The sequence below is a fragment of the Pseudomonas capeferrum genome (assembly GCF_013523055.1).
Lineage (GTDB): Bacteria > Pseudomonadota > Gammaproteobacteria > Pseudomonadales > Pseudomonadaceae > Aquipseudomonas > Aquipseudomonas capeferrum_A.
The window spans coordinates 36,403-54,099 of record NZ_JAAMQM010000001.1; the positions used below are offsets into that span (position 1 = coordinate 36,403).

The following is a 17,697-nucleotide window of genomic DNA, read 5'->3' on the forward strand; positions in this document are numbered from 1 at the left end:
CGAACCTTTCGCGGTCGCCCCACCAACTGTCGCAGACTGTTACCGCCAGGGGTCTGCGAATCTCGGTTGGTGCAGTTTGCCAGCGAGGAAATGGCCGATTCGGCGACCGCGGCCATAGGCAAATGCCGCTTATGGGAGGTCCATCCAACGGCGTAGTGAGGAGTTAGCGTCACATAGTGTTCATGCAACTGTCGTAATCTGCGCGCCAACTCCGTGCCAGAGGTTCGTCGGCATGCCGCGTCCGTTGTGCTTCATGCTCTGCCTGTTGTCCTCCCTGGCGTGGGCCGATCCTGTGCACTTGCGCATCCAGGGGTCCAACACGATAGGCGCCACGCTCGCCCCGGCGCTGGTGCGCGGCCTGCTCCTGGCCGAGGGCGCCCGTGATATACGGCAACGTCCAGGGCCCGTGGCCAACGAACAGACCTTGTCGGCATACAGCGCCGCCGCAGAGCCCATCCGTATCGATATCGCCGCCCATGGGTCGAGTACGGGTTTCGCCGCCCTGGGCAGCGGCGATGCCGACCTGGCTGCTTCCTCACGGCCGATCGGCGAGAAAGAGGCCAGCCGGTTGCAGGCACTGGGCGATCTGCGCAGCGCGCGCTCGGAGCAGATCATCGGCCTGGATGGCGTGGCCATTATCGTCCACCCGGAAAATCCCCTGTCGCAACTGACCACGCGACAACTGGCGCAGGTCTTCTCCGGCGAGATCCAGCGCTGGGAACAACTGGGCATCGCAGGTGGAGCGATCCGCCTGTATGCACGCGACGACCGTTCCGGGACCTTCGAGACGTTCAAGGGGCTGGTCCTCGATCCGCATCGGACCACGTTGAGTGCCCTGGCGCAGCGCTTCGAATCCAGCGACACGCTGGCCGATCGGGTCAACACCGACCGCCAGGCCATCGGTTTCAGTAGCCTGGCCGCCGTGCACGAGGCCAAGGTACTGGCGATCGCCGAAGGTCAGGCTCCCGCCCTGCTGCCGAGTCCGGCGCGGGTGGCGAGCGAGGACTATCCCTTGTCGCGACGGTTGTTTTTCTACCTGCCCGAAAACACGGCACACCCACTGGCCAGGGCCCTGGCCGACTTCGCGCAAAGCTCGGCCGGGCAAGCCATCGTTGCCGAGCAGGGGTTCATCTCCCAGCAGGTCGAGGCGTCGCCCATGGCCGCCCGCGCGGGCATGCCGCCGCGTTACCGAGCGCTGGCGGAGGGCGCCAAGCGCCTGTCGGTGAACTTTCGTTTCCAGGAAGGTAGCGCCAGCCTGGACAACAAGGCCTTGCGTGACGTCCAACGGGTTACCGACTACCTGCGCAGGACCGGCAAGCTGCGCGACCAGGTCGTGCTGGTCGGCTTCGGCGACCCCAAGCAGACACCCGGCCGCGCCGCCCTGCTCTCGCGCCTGCGAACCCAGGCGGTGCGCCGCGAGCTGGCACGCGGTGGCATCGAACCGAAGGACCTGATCGGTCTGGGCGACCAGATGCCGGTCGCGGGCAACGACCTGGAGCAAGGTCGCCTGCGCAATCGCCGAGTCGAGGTGTGGGTCTACTGAAGTCACCGCCATGCCTCACCACCAGGCAAAGAAATGTAACAAGCCTCCGTTCGGCACCTCGCGCATGTCGGTCTAGGCTCAAGCCTAGTGATGCCGGGCCCCTCTGACGACCGCCAAGTCGCCATGTCGGAATCACTGTTGCCAACGCAACATCGACAATCAAGGAGGGGCTCATGACAGCTCTACAGACGTTTCTCACCACGCCGTTTCTCGGGACCAGCGCTTGGCTGTGGCTGGTATTCATCACCATCGTCATTGCCTTGCTGGTCCTCGACCTGGGCGTTTTGCACCGCCAGGACCGCGAGATCGAGATGCGTGAAAGCCTGTTGCTCTATTCCGGCTATTTCAGCGTCGGCGTGCTGTTCGGCGTGTGGGTCTGGCATGAACTGGGCGCACAGTCGGCCATGGAGTTCTACACAGGGTTTCTGGTCGAACAGTCATTGTCGATGGACAATGTCTTCGTCATGGCGATGATCTTCGGCTTCTTCGCCATTCCCCGCCGCTACCAGCACCGCGTGCTGTTCTGGGGCATCCTCGGCGTGGTGGTCCTGCGGGCGATCATGATCGGCGTCGGCGCAGCGCTGGTGCAGAATTTCGAGTGGGTCCTCTACGTGTTCGGCGCTTTTCTGCTGTTTACCGGCGTCAAGATGGCCCTGTCCAGGGAAGACAGCCATCCGGACCTGGCCAGCAACCCCGCGCTGCGTTTCGTGTGCCGGCACCTGCGCGTCACGGACGGCCTGCACGGCGCGCGTTTCTTCGTGCGTCTCGCTCCGCCAGGCCAGTCTCGGACCCTGCGCTATGCGACGCCGCTGTTCCTCGCCCTGGTACTGATCGAACTGGCCGACCTGGTGTTCGCGGTCGACAGCGTGCCGGCGATCTTCGCCATCACCCAGGACCCTTTCATCGTCTACACCTCGAACATCTTCGCCATCCTTGGCCTGCGCTCGCTGTACTTCGCCCTGGCCGCGCTGATGCACCGCTTCGTTTACCTCAAGTACGCCTTGGCGCTGGTCTTGATCTTCATCGGCTGCAAGATCTTCTATCACGGCTTGATCGGCAAGGTTCCCGCGCTGCTGTCGCTGGGGGTGACGATGGGGCTGTTGGTAGGTGGGGTGGTGGTGTCGTTGTTCAGAACCCGGGGTGAAAGTTCGAGGGAGACAGCGCCGGGGACAACATCAGGGACAGCGGAGGCTGTACCTTCCCTGCATGGCGGTGAGAACACTGCCCAGGCTGGCGGATCATCTTCCGAAAGGGTCGAATCCAATGACAGTCAGACAAGGAAAACCGTTTGATGTCGGATGGCAAGTCTGGCCTTTCGGCTTGCACGAACCTATTCGATTCGGTTCTGCATTAAATGGGCTTGCACGGCCCCGTGTAGAAGCTATCGGGGAGCGGCGCCAAAAGCTTGAGACAAGGTCGTCAACCTGGGCCCCTGCCCTAATGCCGGTCAATTAAAGAAAGCAGTCGGTTCAAATGCTGATGCCTAGCCTTCGGCTTCTAGAATCTTCAGCGACGCTGCGGGCCCCATCGCGGGACAAGCCCGCTCGCCACAGGTGCGCGATGTAGGAAGACCACGCATCCGGTGGCGAGCGGGCTTGTCCCGCGATGGGGCCCGCAGCATCAATGAAATTCGGAAGCCGAACCTCAGTTACTGCATCAAAATTTGACTTCCTTTGTGACGATGGGGCTGTTGGTAGGTGGGGTAGTGGTGTCGTTGTTCAGAACCCGGGGTGAAAGTTCGAGGGAGACAGCGCCGGGGACAACATCAGGGACAGCGGAGGCTGTACCTTCCCTGCATGGCGGTGAGAACACTGCCCAGGCTGGCGGATCATCTTCCGAAAGGGTCGAATCCAATGACAGTCAGACAAGGAAAACCGTTTGATGTCGGATGGCAAGTCTGGCCTTTCGGCTTGCACGAACCTATTCGATTCGGTTCTGCATTAAATGGGCTTGCACGGCCCCGTGTAGAAGCTATCGGGGAGCGGCGCCAAAAGCTTGAGACAAGGTCGTCAACCTGGGCCCCTGCCCTAATGCCGGTCAATTAAAGAAAGCAGTCGGTTCAAATGCTGATGCCTAGCCTTCGGCTTCTAGAATCTTCAGCGACGCTGCGGGCCCCATCGCGGGACAAGCCCGCTCGCCACAGGTGCGCGATGTAGGAAGACCACGCATCCGGTGGCGAGCGGGCTTGTCCCGCGATGGGGCCCGCAGCATCAATGAAATTCGGAAGCCGAACCTCAGTTACTGCATCAAAATTTGACTTCCTTTAACTGACTGGCATTAGAGCCCCAGCCTTCTCTCACTTCAGCCGCTGGAATCCTAACCCCCGCTACGCAGCATTTCCCTTGGCACATACTTGCCGATCTCATACTTCCCGACCGCCGCCCGGTGCACTTCGTCAGGACCGTCGGCCAGACGCAGCGTGCGTTGCATCGCATACATGTACGCCAGCGGGAAGTCGCCACTGACGCCGGCGCCGCCATGCATCTGGATGGCCCGGTCGATGACCCGCAGGGCCACGTTCGGCGCGACGACCTTGATCTGGGCGATTTCGCTGCGCGCGACCTTGTTGCCGACGGTGTCCATCATGTAGGCGGCTTTCAAGGTCAGCAGGCGGGCCATGTCGATCTCCATCCGCGAATCGGCGATCTTGTCGACATTGCCGCCCAGGCGCGCCAGGGGCTTGCCAAAGGCGGTGCGCTCGACGGCGCGCCTGCACATCAGCTCGAGGGCGCGCTCGGCCATGCCGATCGAGCGCATGCAATGGTGGATGCGGCCTGGACCGAGACGGCCCTGGGCGATCTCGAAGCCACGGCCCTCGCCGAGCAGCACGTTCTCGTAAGGCACCCGTACGTTCTCGAACAGCACTTCGGCGTGGCCATGGGGGGCGTCGTCGTAGCCGAACACCGGCAACGGGCGGATGATCTTCACCCCGGGCGTATCCGTCGGCACGAGGATCATCGAGTGCTGCTGATGACGTGGGCCTTCAGGGTTGCTCAGGCCCATGAAAATCAACACCTTGCAGCGCGGATCGCAGGCGCCGGACGTCCACCACTTGCGTCCATTGATGAGCCAATGGCCGCCATCCCGCATAGCGGTGGCGGCCATGTTGGTGGCATCCGAGGAAGCCACGTCCGGTTCGGTCATGGCGAAGGCGGAACGAATCTCGCCGCGCAACAGCGGCTCCAGCCACTGGCGCTTCTGTTCTTCGCTGGCGTAGCGCACCAGTACTTCCATGTTGCCGGTATCGGGTGCCGAGCAGTTGAACGGCTCCGGTCCCAGCAGGGAGCGGCCCATGATCTCGGCCAGGGGCGCGTAGTCGAGATTGTTCAGCCCGGCGCCATGCTCCGAATCGGGCAGGAACAGGTTCCACAGTCCCTCGGCGCGGGCCTTGACCTTGAGCTCTTCCATGATCGCGGTAGGCTGCCAGCGGTCGCCCTCGGCAACCTGGCGTTCGAATACCGGTTCGGCAGGATAGACATGCGCATCCATGAACGCTGTCACGCGCTCACGCAGCGCCTGGACCTTGGGTGAATAGGCGAAATCCATCAGACGTTACCTCAAGGGCAAGAACATGGATTGAGCCTAGAGCAGCGCACCGTTATCCACCTAATCCATTTTCATCGTGTATTGGCATTCATAACCGATATAAGATCTGCCCCATAATTCCTACAAGAGCAGCGCCCATGAACCTGAGCAAGGTCGACCTTAATCTGTTCATCGTCTTCGATGCCATCTACACCGAGGCCAACCTGACCCGGGCGGGTCAGATCGTCGGCATCACGCAGCCGGCGGTGTCCAATGCCTTGGCCCGGCTGCGCGAGACCTTCAACGATCCGCTGTTCGTGCGCACGGCCCAGGGCATGGTGCCGACGCCCATGGCCCAGAACATCATCGGTCCCGTGCGCAATGCTCTGGCGCTGCTGCGTACCTCGGTTCAGGAAAGCCGCATCTTCAACCCGTTGCAAGCCAACAAGACGTTCCGCATCAGCATGACCGACCTCACCGAGGCGGTGATCCTGCCGCCTTTGTTCCAGCGCTTGCGCCGCCTCGCCCCGGCGCTGGTGATCGACAGTTTCCTGTGCAAGCGTCGCGAGACCACCAAGGAGCTTGCCGCGGGTCGCCTGGATTTCGCGGTCGATGCGCCGCTCAATACCGACCCGCAAGTGCGCCACGTCAAGCTCATGCAGGACCGCTACGTCTGCGCGTTGCGCCAGGGGCATCCGCTGGCACAGGGCAAGTTGACGCTGGACGGTTATCTGGCCCTGACCCACATCCATATCTCGAGCCGTCGCAATGGCCTGGGCTATGTCGACCTGGCGCTCGGCAAGATGGGGATGCAACGCAAGATCGCGCTGCGCTCGCAGCATTACCTGATGGCGTCCCAGGTCCTGCAGCAGACGGACATGGTCATGACGGTCCCGGAACGCTTCGCTCGGCGGCATCAGTTGCGCTATCTCGAGCTGCCGGTGCAGGTGCCCGAACTCGAGACGCACCTCTACTGGCATGAAAGCACGGATCAGGATCCGGCCAATCGCTGGATGCGCGAGCAGATCATCGAGTTGTGCCAGGGGGTGGTGGCGCAGGAGGAGCGTCAGGCGCAAGTGGTGTAGCGTTTACAAGTCTCATGGGGGCGGTTGAGCATTCCGGTATGACGCAGTGTGCGTCGATTGAGCGATTCTGGTTCTTGGGGTTTGAGATTTGTGACGTAGCCGAAGGCCCTGTCGCGGGGCAAGCCCGCTCGCCACCGGGCCTGCTCAAGCCAGCGTGCCAGCATGGACCTGGCAGCGGAGTCGCATCAACCCTCAAGACTTGCCTGGAACCGGTGGCGAGCGGGCTTGCCCCGCGACAGGACCTTCGGCTACACAGCAAATCTCTCCTTGCAACCGCATCCCTTTCCTCAACGACACTACGACGTGCCGGAATACCGGAACATCCGCAGTGACGCCGTCAGACCCCGACATAACCCTCAGGAATTTTTTTCCATGAAAATTAAAGAAATTAGAATTAATTTCTTGCAGAACCGTTAAATCTCACGCCATAACATAAAAAAACCCTGCCTTTGGTTGAGTACCCTTGTGTCCTGATCATATTTCCCGGACGGACGCCCTCTCCATGCACGCCATGCCACTCTACTTCGACTACGCCGCCACCACCCCCGTCGACAAGCGGGTCATCGAAGCCATGCTCGCCTGCCTGGGCCGCCACGCTCATTTCGGCAACCCCGCCTCCAGTGGCCATGCCCATGGCCAGGCCGCGCGCACGCTGGTGGAGCAGGCTCGAGCGCAGGTCGCGCACTGCGTGGGCGCCGAGGCGGATGACATCGTCTGGACCTCCGGCGCGACGGAGTCGAACAACCTGGCGATCAAGGGCATTCTCCAGGGCGCTGGTGGGCTCCGTCATATCATCACCAGTGCCCTGGAGCACAAGGCTGTCCTCGACACTGTCGCCGAACTCGAATGCCAGGGCCATTCGGTCACGTATCTCAAACCCGATGCGCGCGGGTTGATCCAGCCACACGCGGTCCGGGCGGCACTGCGCCCGGACACCGTGCTGGTTTCACTGATGGCCGTGAACAACGAGCTGGGCACGCTCACCAATGTCGCCAGTATCGGCGCGCTGGTGCGTGAACACGGCGCGCTGTTCCATGTGGACGCGGCCCAGGCGATCGGCAAGGTGACGATCGATCTGCAACGGATGGCCATCGACCTGATGTCGTTTTCGGCGCACAAGGTCTACGGCCCCAAGGGCATCGGCGCGCTCTATGTCGGCGCGCGGGCGCGCCCAGGGTTGCGCGCGCAGATGCATGGCGGCGGTCATGAGGGCGGTCTGCGCTCAGGCACGCTGGCCACCCATCAGATCGTCGGGATGGGCAGTGCCTTCGCCCTCGCCGGCCAGCCCGGTGACGCCGAGCATCAACGCATCGAGCGCCTGTCCGAACGCCTGCTCGATGGCCTGTTGAGTTTTCCCGGCGTGAGCCTCAATGGCTGCAAGGTCGAACGTGTTCCGCACACGCTGAACCTGCGTATCGACAGTTTCGGGTTCAACAGTGCGACCGTGGCGGGTGAAATCGCCTTGTCCTCCACGTCAGCCTGCAACTCCGCCGCCAATGCCCCTTCGCATGTGCTTCTGGCACTCGGGCTGAATGAGGCGCAGGCGCGCAGCAGCGTGCGCGTGAGCCTGGGCCGCTATACCACGGAGGTGGAAGTGGACCAGGTGCTCGAGGTAGTTTCACGGGCGCTCAGGTCGACTTCTTCGACGCCATGGTGATCGCAGGGTCCGCTCGCCTGTCGCAAGCGGCACGCGGCCGTCACCACCAGGTCTCCATCTGGATACCCGCGTTGACGCCATGCAGCTGGGCGCCATAAGGTCCGTCGGCCGCCAGCGCCGTCCCGCTGTCGGCGGCTTGCTGGGCGGCGCGGTTCCAACGCGCATAGGTGACGTAGAAGCGCAGCTCCGGGCGCGCCATGAAGGCCTTGCCCATGCTGAGGGTCGGCGCCAGGGTGATCTTGTCGAGCTTGCGCGTGCCGCCTCTGTCCGGCTCGATCTGGTCGTGGCCTACTTCCAGCACCAGCTTGAAATGCTCACTGAAGGCATAGCTCGGACGCACCCCGAAGGAATACCAGGTATAGCCTTGGTCATCCGGCGCCTTGGTCTTCTGTATCAGCGCCAGCAAGGCCCCGCCAAATTCGGGCGTTACTTGCCACTGCGGGGATTCGAGGATCCGCCAGCTGCGCGTCTGACGCCCTGCGGTGAGGTCTCCGGTCTGGCCCAGGCCGATGCCCGGGCCTTCGCCATATTGCACGACGAAACGGTTCTCGCCGCCCAGGAATCCATCCTGATCGTGTTCGGCCGTCATGGACCAGCCGCTGTGGGCGCCTTCGACATGGCCGGGCTTCTGGATGATGCTCAAGCCCAGTTCCAGGTCCCCATTGGGGTTGGGGCGAATGCCGCCCAGGTTGAAGTCGTGACGATTGGCCTTGTGCTTCTGCTCGATGGTGTCCTCGCGGGTAAAGGCGTAGCTCACCAGGTAGCGGCCCAACTTGTAGTTGTCGATGCCCGCGCCGGTGCCGCTCGGGTTCCAGTAATAGAAGTCGTTGATGTGGATATCGTGTCGCTTGTAGTAGCGTCGACCTACCCAGAGGGTGGCGTCGTTGAACACCGGCGACTGTACCCCCGCCCAGACTTGAGGCATTCGAATGCTGCCGGTGTCGCCGCCGAAATCGGGAAAGTGGTTGTACTGCTCCACCAGGCTGGCCATCCCGTTGAGGGTCACCTTTGTGCCGTCATCGCCGCGATAGACTTCCTGTTTCAGTTCCAGCTCCCAGTACGTCTCGCACTCATTGCCCAAGCGGTACTTGGCCGGCGCCCCCGGTAACTGAAAACAGGACTGGCGGCCGTCGCCTCCCAGGCTCTCGCCAATGCCGATACGCCCATAACCCGAAAACTCAAGTGCCTGGGCACCCACCGACAACGTCATCGCTGCCGCCACGCTGCCCGCTTTCATCCATGACCCGCCGTTGTGCATTCTTTGTCCTCCGAAGCTACCAGCGAAACTGACCGCGGCCGATGCCTAAAAGTGCAATTTTGAACTAGTGCCGCCTCCGATCGCTCCATCGCCTAACCGATCCCGTCAGCGAACAGGAGTTGCTATGACGACCAAAGCCCTCGGCGAACCCGCCGCCTCATCCGCGAATGAGCGTCTTTACCAGACAGACATTCCCGCCCGCCTCGATCGTCTGCCATGGAGTCGCTTTCATACCTTGCTGGTGTTCGCGCTAGGCATCACCTGGCTGCTCGATGGCCTGGAGGTGACGCTCGCAGGCTCGGTGTCCGGCGCCTTGAAGGACAGTCCCGCGTTGCACATGAGCAATACCGACATCGGCCTGGCCGGAGCGGTGTACATCGCCGGTGCCGTGCTCGGTGCGCTGTTCTTCGGCTGGCTGACTGACCGTCTGGGCCGGCGCAAGCTGTTCTTCATCACCTTGTTCCTCTACATCGGAGCGACGGCGGCGACGGCGTTCTCATGGAATCTCGGGAGCTTCCTGTTGTTCCGCTTCCTGACCGGGGCCGGCATTGGCGGTGAATACACGGCAATCAATTCGACCATTCAGGAGTTCACCCCGGCGCGTTTTCGCGGCTGGGTCGATCTGACCATCAACGGGACCTTCTGGATCGGCGCGGCCCTCGGGGCGGTGGGCTCCATCGTGCTGCTGGACCCGGCATGGGTGGGTAGCGAGCTGGGGTGGCGCCTGTGCTTCGGCATCGGCGCGGCGCTGGGCCTGGTGATCATGCTGATGCGCCTGTGGCTGCCGGAGAGCCCGCGCTGGCTGATGATCCACAACCAGCCCGAGGAAGCCGAACGTATCGTGGCCGATATCGAACGTCATTATCACGAACGAGGTATCGCGCTGCCGCCTATCGAGGGCAAGCCCCTGCGTCTGCACGCCCGCGATCACACACCTCTGAAGGAGGTGTTCCACAGCCTGTTCGTCGTTCATCGCCGCCGCGCGGTGGTCGGCATGACGTTGTTGACCGCGCAGGCGTTTTTCTACAACGCGATCTTCTTCACCTATGCGCTGGTCCTGACGGACTTCTATGACGTGCCTTCGCAACATATCGGCTGGTACATCCTGCCGTTCGCGCTGGGCAATTTCTGCGGTCCACTGTTGCTGGGTCGGTTGTTCGACGTGGTCGGTCGCAAGATCATGATCAGCGCCACCTATTTCATCTCGGGCGTGCTGCTGACCCTGAGCGGCTACCTGTTCCAGCAGGAACTGATCGATGTCACCCAGCAGACCATCGCCTGGATGGTGATCTTCTTCTTTGCCTCGGCCGCCGCCAGCTCGGCCTACCTGACCGTTGCCGAAACCTTCCCGCTGGAAATCCGCGCATTGGCCATCGCCGTGTTCTATGCCTTCGGTACCGGGCTGGGTGGGATGATAGGTCCGACCTTGTTCGGCGCGCTGATCGAGACGGGAAGCCGGACCAACGTGCTGTATGGCTATCTGATCGGCGCAGGGCTGATGATCATTGCCGGGTTGGTCCAGGCGCTCTGGGGCGTGGCTTCGGAGCGCAAATCCCTGGAGCACGTGGCGCGGCCGCTATCGCAGGCGCACGACGACGAGCCCGAGCCACTGGGGCGCTCGGCGCAGCTGTCCACGCAATAGGGAGGGACGGCCATCGGTTCACATGCTGACGCTCTGCCTTCGGCTTCTGGAATTCCAGTGACGCTGCTGGCCTATCGCGGGACAAGCCCGCTCGCCACCGGTGTGAAGTGTCCTCCGTGGCGAGCGGGCTTGTCCCGCGATAGGCCAGCAGCGTCACTGGAGAATTCGGAAGCTAGCCAAGAACGCCAGCCAACGAAATTTGATGACTTTCCTTGACTGGCCAGCATTACCCTGCGGCCCTCTTCACCGACTTCGAGCCATGCCCCGACATCGGTCGGGACGTGGCTCGATCGCGCTCTACTTGAGCGCCGGCGCTGTCGCTTCGGCGTCGGCAAAACGCCTGATGCCGACAACGCTCAGCACCAGGCCCACCAGGGCCACGCTACCGCCCACCAGGCCGATGTTCGCCACCCCGGACTGGCTGCTGACGATACTGCCCAGCAAGGCGCCACCGCCGATGCCGATGTTGTAGATACCGGAGAACAGCGCCATGGCGACGTCGGTGGCGTCCGATGCCAGCTTGAGCGTCTTGGACTGCAGCGACAGGCTGAAGCTGAGGATGGCGATGCCCCAGAGCATGCTCAGCGCGGCGAAGACCGGGAAATGGCCGGACAGCGGCAGGAGCAGCAACAGGCAGGTGGCCAGCAAGGCGATGGAGCCGACCAGGAACCCTTGCGGGAAGCGCTCGCTGTAGCGGCTGAACAGCACCGATCCGACCACGCCAGCGCCGCCGAACAGCAACAGCAACAGCGTGGTCTGTTCGCCGCTGATCCGCGCCACGTGCAGGGCGAACGGCTCGATGTAGCTGTAGGCGGTGAACTGCGCCGTGATCACCAGGGTCACCAGCACGTAGACGACCATCAGCGCCGGGCGCTTGAACAGGATGGGCAGGCTGCGCAGCGAGCCGGAGTTCTGGCTGGGCAGCAGCGGCAGCGACTTCATCAGGCACAGTAAGGTGACCAGGGCCACGCCGGAAATGCTCAGGAAGGTGACGCGCCAGCCCAATGCCTCGCCGACCACCCGTCCCAACGGAATCCCCAGGACCATCGCCAGGGTGGTGCCGGTGGCCAGCAGCCCCAATGCCTTGGCCTGCTGGCCCGGCGGCGCCACGCGCACGGCGAGTGACGCGGTGATGGCCCAGAACACCGCGTGGGCCAGAGCGATGCCGATCCGGCTGACCAGCAGCATGGCGAAACTCTGCGCCACCCATGACAGCAGGTGGCTGACAATGAACACCAGGAACACCACCAGCAGCAGGCGGCGGCGCTCGATGTTGCGAGTCAGCAGCATCATCGGTAGCGAGGCCAGGGCCACGACCCAGGCATAGATGGTCAGCATCAGGCCGACCTGGGCCGGGGTCATGTCGAAGCTGCGGCCGATGTCGCTGAGCAGGGCCACCGGCACGAACTCGGTGGTATTGAAAATGAAGGCCGCCAGGGCCAGGGCTATGACGCTCAGCCAGCTGCCGGTGGCTGCGGGGGTGGAATTGTTCATGGGGGAAATCATGGACTCCGGAAACAGGGAATGGGCACACATTGACCATGTTCTAGAACAGGCCGCCCAGGTGCGCGATTGATTATTGGAAGGATGGTGGCATGGTACGCGCCAAGGCCGGGCCTCACAACCGGGCACGGGACAGGAGTACCATGGAAGCCGAAGCCCCATACACCGCGGAACAAGGAGCCCGATCCGCTCATGGATAGACAGCACGCCCAGCAACAGTGGCAGCAGGCGGTGATCGCTTACGCAAACGCCATCAACCACTACGTCGATCGAGGGCGTGAGGAAGGCTGGGATCACCTCGAAGAGCCCACGCCCGACCCGACCGAACACCTGCTGCCGGCCTGGCAGGCTGCCCTGCGGGAAATCAACCAGGCCACCACCAGCGAAGCGGCTCGGCAGGATTTTCGCGCGGCCTGGCCGCCAGCGCATCATCCCCTGCTGCCGCTCCTGGACGAGCATGCCCAAGGTATCGCGCAGGTGCTGTTGCTCGAGGACGGCAGTCTGCTGGCGCGCATCGGCACGCCTCACGAAAAGGGCCAGGTGGTCCAGATCGACGATTACAGCGTGACGCCGGTGATTGGCGTCGAGCATTTTGGCCGTTGTCCCCAGCGCCGCTACTTTGCGCTGGCCAACGCTGAAGGCGTTCGCCTGACCGATGGCTGGGGCGGGCCACAGGTCGCCCGCCTGGCCTGGCCCAAAGGGCTGGAAGGCCTGCCGCCCGGCTATCCGTTCGAGCCGTTCGACCTGCCACCCACGCCCACGGCGCTGATTCCCTTTCCCGATGGTCGACGAGCCCTGCTGGTCAGTGGCGAAGGCATCTTCGTCCTTGCTCCGGACGGCGCCACCCGGCTGCTGCGCCGGGAGGCGGATATCCTCGAAGAGCTGGCCGAAGGCATCGATCCGGACGACATCAACCTTGGCCTGACCATGGAGCATGCGGCCCTGTCCCCGGACGGTCGCCTGATCGCCCTCGGCGAGCAGTGCAGCAACCACATGGTGCTCGACGAGCATCTGCGGACCCTGGCCGAGATCGGCCCCGCGAGCGAGTACCCGCACTTTGCCCTGTTCAATCGCCGCGGCGATCAACTGATCTTCAACGCCTGCCACTTCTACCATGGCGCGACCCTCGGCGTGCGCGTGGCGGACCTGCCCGGTTTGGAGACCGACTTCTACAGCGAAGACCGCCGTACACCCCAACTGCAGGATGGCGCACGGATCTACGCAGGGGTTTCCCGGGAGGGCGAATACATCGTCGGTGACGCTCACGGCTACCTGCGGGCCTTCGGCGAAGACGGGGCCGAGCACTGGCAGCATTACCTGGGTTCGACCATCACGGCCATGGACATCAGCCTGGATGGCCGGACCCTGGTGGTCGCCAGCCACGCCGGGTTCATCTCCTTGATCACGTTGGACAGCGAGCGTCCGCAGTGGCAGATCGGCACCGGCGCGCACCACGAGTACCGACGCTGGCTGTTCTGGAAAGGCATCGACCACCCCCTGGCCTGGTAGAGGGCGGTCGTACGGTGCACATCCAGCAGGTTCAGGCGGATCGCGCCGCCCGGTGCTGAACAGCTTGCTGGACGTGCGGCACCTCCATCATGCCTGCAGCGTGGCCATGTCGATGACGAAACGGTACTTGACGTCGCCGGCGATCATCCGCTCGTAGGCCTGGTTGATGTTGCGAATATCCAGCATCTCGATATCGCAGCTGATCCGGTGCTCGGCGCAGAAATCAAGAACCTCCTGGGTTTCTGCGATGCCACCGATCAGCGAGCCGGCGAGCACGCGGCGCTTCGTGACCAGGTTGGCGGCATGCACTGGTGGCGCCACGGGCTCGATGAGGCCGACGAGAATGTGCACGCCGTCGAACTTCAGGGTTTCCAGGTACGGGTTGAGATCGTGCTGCACCGGAATGGTGTCGAGCAGGAAATCGAAGCGACCGAGCGCGGCCTGCATCTGTGCCTCGTCGGTGGAGACGATCACATGATCGGCGCCCTGCCGACGTGCCTCGTCGGCCTTGGCTTGGGAGCGGGTGAACAGAGTCACTTCGGCGCCAAGGGCCTTGGCGATCTTGATACCCATGTGGCCCAGGCCGCCCATGCCCAGGATGCCGACCTTGTGACCAGGGCCGATACCGTGATGCTTGAGCGGTGAATAGGTCGTGATACCGGCACAGAGGATCGGTGCGGCGGTCGCTGGATCAAGGCTCTGCGGAATGCGCACGACGAAGTGTTCGCTGACGACGATGCTGCTCGAATAGCCGCCCATGGTGTTGCTGCCATCGACGCGATCCGGGGTCGCATAGGTCAGGGTCGGACCTTCCAGGCAATATTGCTCCAGGTCGGCGCTGCACGCCTCGCAGTGTCGGCAGGAGTCGACCATGCAGCCCACGCCGACCAGGTCCCCCACCTTGTGCAGGCTCACCTTCTCGCCTACCGCCGTGACGCGACCGACGATTTCATGGCCCGGCATCAAGGGGTAGACGGCGATGCCCCATTCGTTGCGCGCCTGGTGGATATCGGAGTGACAGACGCCGCAGTAGAGAATCTCGATGGCCACGTCGTCCGGGCGCGGAGTGCGACGCTCGAAGGTCATTGGCGCCAACGGGCTGGTGGGTGTCTGGGCGGCGTAGCCGATAGCGGTATACATTGAAGACCTCATGAAGGGTGAAACGATTGACGGCGCACAGTGTGTGCGACCGCCCTTCCCGGGCCCACCGGGAATCCTCCGGCAGTCATGCCTGATTCTCTGGAATTCATCCGCTCTGCTGGTATCCGGACCGTAATCTGCGAAGATGACAGTGTCTGATTCTCCGTCCTGGCCCACTATGCAAATTACCCAACACGTCGACGCCAATGCCAGCCTGTGCGCGCTGATCAAGTCCCTGGCCAGCCGTCCGGGCTTCGTGCCCACCCATCTGCCGCAGGTCGAGGTGCTGACCTGGGACCATTATGTCGCCAGCAGCCCGCAGATCTACGAGCCGAGCCTGATGATCCTCGCCCAGGGCAGCAAGCTGGCCCGCCTGGGGCCACGCACCCTCGAATACGGCGCCGGGCATTACCTGGTGCAAGCGTTGTCGGTACCCTTCATGTGCGAGACCTTCGCCACGGCCGCGGCGCCGTTGCTGGGCGTGGCGGTGGCCATCGACCGTGGCGTGCTGGGTGAGCTGGTCAAGGAGATGAACCTGCCGCCCGACCCCGCGGTACAGGCCCAGACACCCCAGTCGATGACCTCGGCGGCGCTCGACGCGGCCATGCGCGAGAGCGTCGAGCGTCTGCTTCGCTGCTTGCGGGACCCGCTGGATGCCAGGGTACTTGGCCCGGCGCGAGTGCGCGAAGTCCTCTACACCGCGCTACGCGGGCCACAGGCAGGCGTATTGCGCGCATTGGTCGAGCAGCAGGGCCACTTCGCGCGCATCGCCGCCGCCCTCGCCCACTTGCGTCAACACTATACCGAGCCTTTGGCGGTGGACGACCTGGCCAGCCGCGCGAACATGAGCGTGTCGACGTTTCATGAGCATTTCAAACGCTGCACCGACCTGGCGCCCATGCAGTATCTCAAGCGGCTACGCCTGCTCAAGGCCCAGCAGATGTTGATCGGCGAGGGCCTGGGAGTGGCCCAGGCAGCGCACCGAGTGGGCTATCAGAGCACGTCCCAATTCAGTCGAGAGTACAAGCGAGCGTTCGCCCGCAGCCCGGGTGAAGAACTCTCCTACCAGAGTGCCTGACCGCCGGTTGACCCTGGCGAGTTGTTTTCGTCGACCTCTCGATCCACCAATGGCCACTGCGCCAGGGGCCAATAGCGCCCCTTGCGCGACTCGAACAACGTGAAGTGCCGCGCAGCGAGGATGAACTCCGGTGCGACAGAGGCTTCCGGCACCTGGGCATTGAAATCACGCGAGAGCGTCAGGTGAGGCCGGTATTCACGGGCCTGCTCGCCAAGGCCCAGCGGCAGCAAGGCCTGTTGCAAAGCGTAGACGAGACGACTGAGTACCTGCGGACATTGCTCCGGCTCGAGGACCAGTACACGGCTGCGAGGCCACACCTGCAGGCGATCGAGACACAGACGCACCGGCGCGCGAGGCCGCTGCAAGGTGTCGATGGCGGCGCAGAGGGAAGGCACCTGGGCACTGCTGACGTCCCCCAGAAACAGCAGAGTCAGGTGCAGGTTCTCGCCAGGCACTGCCTTGCCACTGCGCAGACCCAGCGCACGCCGCCACTGCACGATTGCCTGGCGCTGCGCCGCCGAGCACTCGAGTGCCAGGAACAACCGCTTGAAGGGCTCGTTATCGGCTCGACTGCCATTCACCATGCCATCTCCTGCTTCGTTCGATCGTCATTGTCAGGCGCCTTGGCGCAACCAGACAGGCGCTTTCGGTAACGTTATCAGACAACGACCGTCCGTTGAGGTTGAATGAAAACTGGGCAGTTCACCCTGGGCCTATCGCCTCGCCTGCACTTGAACGTTGCAACCAAGGTCTAGCCTGCTCTTTCAACAATCCCTACAAAGTCATGCCGCAATTGTTTATGCTGGCAAGCTTGTGCCTGGCGCATAGCCATATCGACTAGTATCTCGCCCATGAAAATCGCATTACTCCTGCTTTTCGTCTTCTCGATCGCCTACGTCCATCTGCGCGGTCGGGTGCGCCACAAGCTGAGTCGCCAGTTGGGCGATCATTCCAGCTTCCTGGCCCCCATCAACACCTTCCTCTACCTGTTCTCTCGGCATCCGTCCAAGCCGTACCTGCCGGTCGAGGCATTCCCGGACCTGCAGCCGCTCAAGGAGCATTGGCAGGAGATCCGCGCCGAAGCCCAGCAACTGCTCCATGCCGGCGAAATCAAACGCTCGGACAATTACGACGATGTGGGTTTCAATTCGTTCTTCAAGACCGGCTGGAAGCGCTTCTACCTGAAGTGGTACGGCGAGAGCCATCCGTCCGCGATGACGCTGTGCCCGCGTACCACCGAACTGCTGCAGGGAATCGGCTCGGTCAAGGCAGCGATGTTCGCCACCTTGCCGCCTGGCGCGAAGCTGGTCCGACATCGCGATCCGTACGCGGGCTCCTATCGCTACCACCTGGGCCTGGACACACCGAACGATGACGGCTGCTACATCGATGTCGACGGCGAAAAATATTCCTGGCGCGATGGCGAGGCGGTGATTTTCGATGAAACCTATATCCACTACGCCGCCAATACCACGCAACACAACCGGATCATCCTGTTCTGCGACGTCGAGCGCCCGCTCAAGTACCGCTGGGCGAGCGCGTTCAATCGCTGGTTCAGCCGCCACGTCATGGCGGCGGCGGCCGCGCCGAACGATGCCAAGGACAAGACCGGCGGCATCAACCGCTTGTTCACGCGCATCTACAAGGTACGCGAACGCGGCAAGGCGCTGAAAAAGCGCAACCGCACTCGCTACTACTTGGAAAAATGGGCCGTGGTCGCCGCGCTGGTGCTCGTCTTCATCTATATCTAGAACCGC

13 protein-coding genes are annotated in these 17,697 nt (G+C 63.0%); 8 read left to right on the forward strand and 5 right to left on the reverse strand.

What is annotated here, in order from left to right; genetic code table 11:
* The first annotated feature begins 232 nt into the window (after window positions 1-232).
* Window positions 233-1,543 (forward strand): substrate-binding domain-containing protein, encoded by a 1,311-nt coding sequence (locus G7009_RS00215; RefSeq protein WP_181127972.1) that lies wholly within the window; start codon window positions 233-235, stop codon window positions 1,541-1,543.
* 173 nt (window positions 1,544-1,716) lie between these two features.
* Window positions 1,717-2,835, forward strand: a complete 1,119-nt coding sequence (locus G7009_RS00220; RefSeq protein WP_258197813.1) for a TerC family protein — start codon at window positions 1,717-1,719, stop codon at window positions 2,833-2,835.
* A gap of 1,024 nt (window positions 2,836-3,859) precedes the next feature.
* On the opposite strand, the gene G7009_RS00225 is transcribed toward G7009_RS00220, so the two are convergent.
* A complete protein-coding gene (locus tag G7009_RS00225) occupies window positions 3,860-5,089 on the reverse strand; it encodes an acyl-CoA dehydrogenase (protein WP_181127973.1) in 1,230 nt (409 codons plus the stop codon).
* A 137-nt stretch (window positions 5,090-5,226) separates the two neighbouring features.
* On the opposite strand from G7009_RS00225, the gene G7009_RS00230 reads away from it, so the two are divergent.
* Together G7009_RS00230 and G7009_RS00235 are read left to right on the forward strand one after the other, a co-directional pair.
* The gene (locus tag G7009_RS00230) at window positions 5,227-6,153 is read left to right on the forward strand and encodes a LysR family transcriptional regulator (RefSeq protein WP_181127974.1); all 927 of its coding nucleotides are present in this window, start codon (window positions 5,227-5,229) and stop codon (window positions 6,151-6,153) included.
* A gap of 502 nt (window positions 6,154-6,655) precedes the next feature.
* Window positions 6,656-7,810, forward strand: a complete 1,155-nt coding sequence (locus G7009_RS00235; RefSeq protein ID WP_181127975.1) for a cysteine desulfurase family protein — start codon at window positions 6,656-6,658, stop codon at window positions 7,808-7,810.
* A gap of 40 nt (window positions 7,811-7,850) precedes the next feature.
* On the opposite strand, the gene G7009_RS00240 is transcribed toward G7009_RS00235, so the two are convergent.
* Window positions 7,851-9,047, reverse strand: coding sequence for a maltoporin (locus G7009_RS00240; RefSeq protein ID WP_181127976.1), 1,197 nt, complete (start codon window positions 9,045-9,047; stop codon window positions 7,851-7,853).
* Window positions 9,048-9,192: 145 nt separating this feature from the next.
* Between G7009_RS00240 and G7009_RS00245 the strand changes: the two genes are divergently transcribed.
* A complete protein-coding gene (locus tag G7009_RS00245) occupies window positions 9,193-10,710 on the forward strand; it encodes an MFS transporter (RefSeq protein ID WP_181127977.1) in 1,518 nt (505 codons plus the stop codon).
* 297 nt (window positions 10,711-11,007) lie between these two features.
* On the opposite strand, the gene G7009_RS00250 is transcribed toward G7009_RS00245, so the two are convergent.
* Window positions 11,008-12,204 (reverse strand): sugar transporter, encoded by a 1,197-nt coding sequence (locus G7009_RS00250; RefSeq protein WP_181127978.1) that lies wholly within the window; start codon window positions 12,202-12,204, stop codon window positions 11,008-11,010.
* Window positions 12,205-12,405: 201 nt separating this feature from the next.
* On the opposite strand from G7009_RS00250, the gene G7009_RS00255 reads away from it, so the two are divergent.
* Complete coding sequence (locus G7009_RS00255; RefSeq protein WP_181127979.1) at window positions 12,406-13,722, forward strand: hypothetical protein; 1,317 nt, start codon at window positions 12,406-12,408, stop codon at window positions 13,720-13,722.
* An 87-nt stretch (window positions 13,723-13,809) separates the two neighbouring features.
* On the opposite strand, the gene G7009_RS00260 is transcribed toward G7009_RS00255, so the two are convergent.
* On the reverse strand, window positions 13,810-14,862 hold the full coding sequence (locus G7009_RS00260; protein ID WP_181127980.1) for an NAD(P)-dependent alcohol dehydrogenase: 1,053 nt from the start codon (window positions 14,860-14,862) through the stop codon (window positions 13,810-13,812).
* Between the two features lie 178 nt (window positions 14,863-15,040).
* On the opposite strand from G7009_RS00260, the gene G7009_RS00265 reads away from it, so the two are divergent.
* A complete protein-coding gene (locus G7009_RS00265) occupies window positions 15,041-15,940 on the forward strand; it encodes an AraC family transcriptional regulator (RefSeq protein WP_181127981.1) in 900 nt (299 codons plus the stop codon).
* Here the strand turns inward: G7009_RS00265 and thpR are convergent.
* Complete coding sequence (gene thpR / locus G7009_RS00270) at window positions 15,925-16,524, reverse strand: RNA 2',3'-cyclic phosphodiesterase (protein ID WP_181127982.1); 600 nt, start codon at window positions 16,522-16,524, stop codon at window positions 15,925-15,927. The two genes, G7009_RS00265 and thpR, sit on opposite strands and share 16 nt — an antisense overlap.
* 267 nt (window positions 16,525-16,791) lie before the next feature.
* Here thpR and lpxO point away from each other — a divergent pair, with 267 nt between their 5' ends.
* A complete protein-coding gene (lpxO, locus tag G7009_RS00275; RefSeq protein ID WP_181127983.1) occupies window positions 16,792-17,691 on the forward strand; it encodes a lipid A hydroxylase LpxO in 900 nt (299 codons plus the stop codon).
* Window positions 17,692-17,697: the final 6 nt, after the last annotated feature.

Coding starts and splice junctions, on each gene's coding strand:
- G7009_RS00215 (WP_181127972.1), top strand. CDS start 233: ATGCCGCGTCCGTTGTGCTTCATGCTCTGCCTGTTGTCCTCCCTGGCG.
- G7009_RS00220 (WP_258197813.1), top strand. CDS start 1,717: ATGACAGCTCTACAGACGTTTCTCACCACGCCGTTTCTCGGGACCAGC.
- G7009_RS00225 (WP_181127973.1), bottom strand. CDS start 5,089: ATGGATTTCGCCTATTCACCCAAGGTCCAGGCGCTGCGTGAGCGCGTG.
- G7009_RS00230 (WP_181127974.1), top strand. CDS start 5,227: ATGAACCTGAGCAAGGTCGACCTTAATCTGTTCATCGTCTTCGATGCC.
- G7009_RS00235 (WP_181127975.1), top strand. CDS start 6,656: ATGCACGCCATGCCACTCTACTTCGACTACGCCGCCACCACCCCCGTC.
- G7009_RS00240 (WP_181127976.1), bottom strand. CDS start 9,047: ATGAAAGCGGGCAGCGTGGCGGCAGCGATGACGTTGTCGGTGGGTGCC.
- G7009_RS00245 (WP_181127977.1), top strand. CDS start 9,193: ATGACGACCAAAGCCCTCGGCGAACCCGCCGCCTCATCCGCGAATGAG.
- G7009_RS00250 (WP_181127978.1), bottom strand. CDS start 12,204: ATGAACAATTCCACCCCCGCAGCCACCGGCAGCTGGCTGAGCGTCATA.
- G7009_RS00255 (WP_181127979.1), top strand. CDS start 12,406: ATGGATAGACAGCACGCCCAGCAACAGTGGCAGCAGGCGGTGATCGCT.
- G7009_RS00260 (WP_181127980.1), bottom strand. CDS start 14,862: ATGTATACCGCTATCGGCTACGCCGCCCAGACACCCACCAGCCCGTTG.
- G7009_RS00265 (WP_181127981.1), top strand. CDS start 15,041: ATGCAAATTACCCAACACGTCGACGCCAATGCCAGCCTGTGCGCGCTG.
- thpR (WP_181127982.1), bottom strand. CDS start 16,524: ATGGTGAATGGCAGTCGAGCCGATAACGAGCCCTTCAAGCGGTTGTTC.
- lpxO (WP_181127983.1), top strand. CDS start 16,792: ATGAAAATCGCATTACTCCTGCTTTTCGTCTTCTCGATCGCCTACGTC.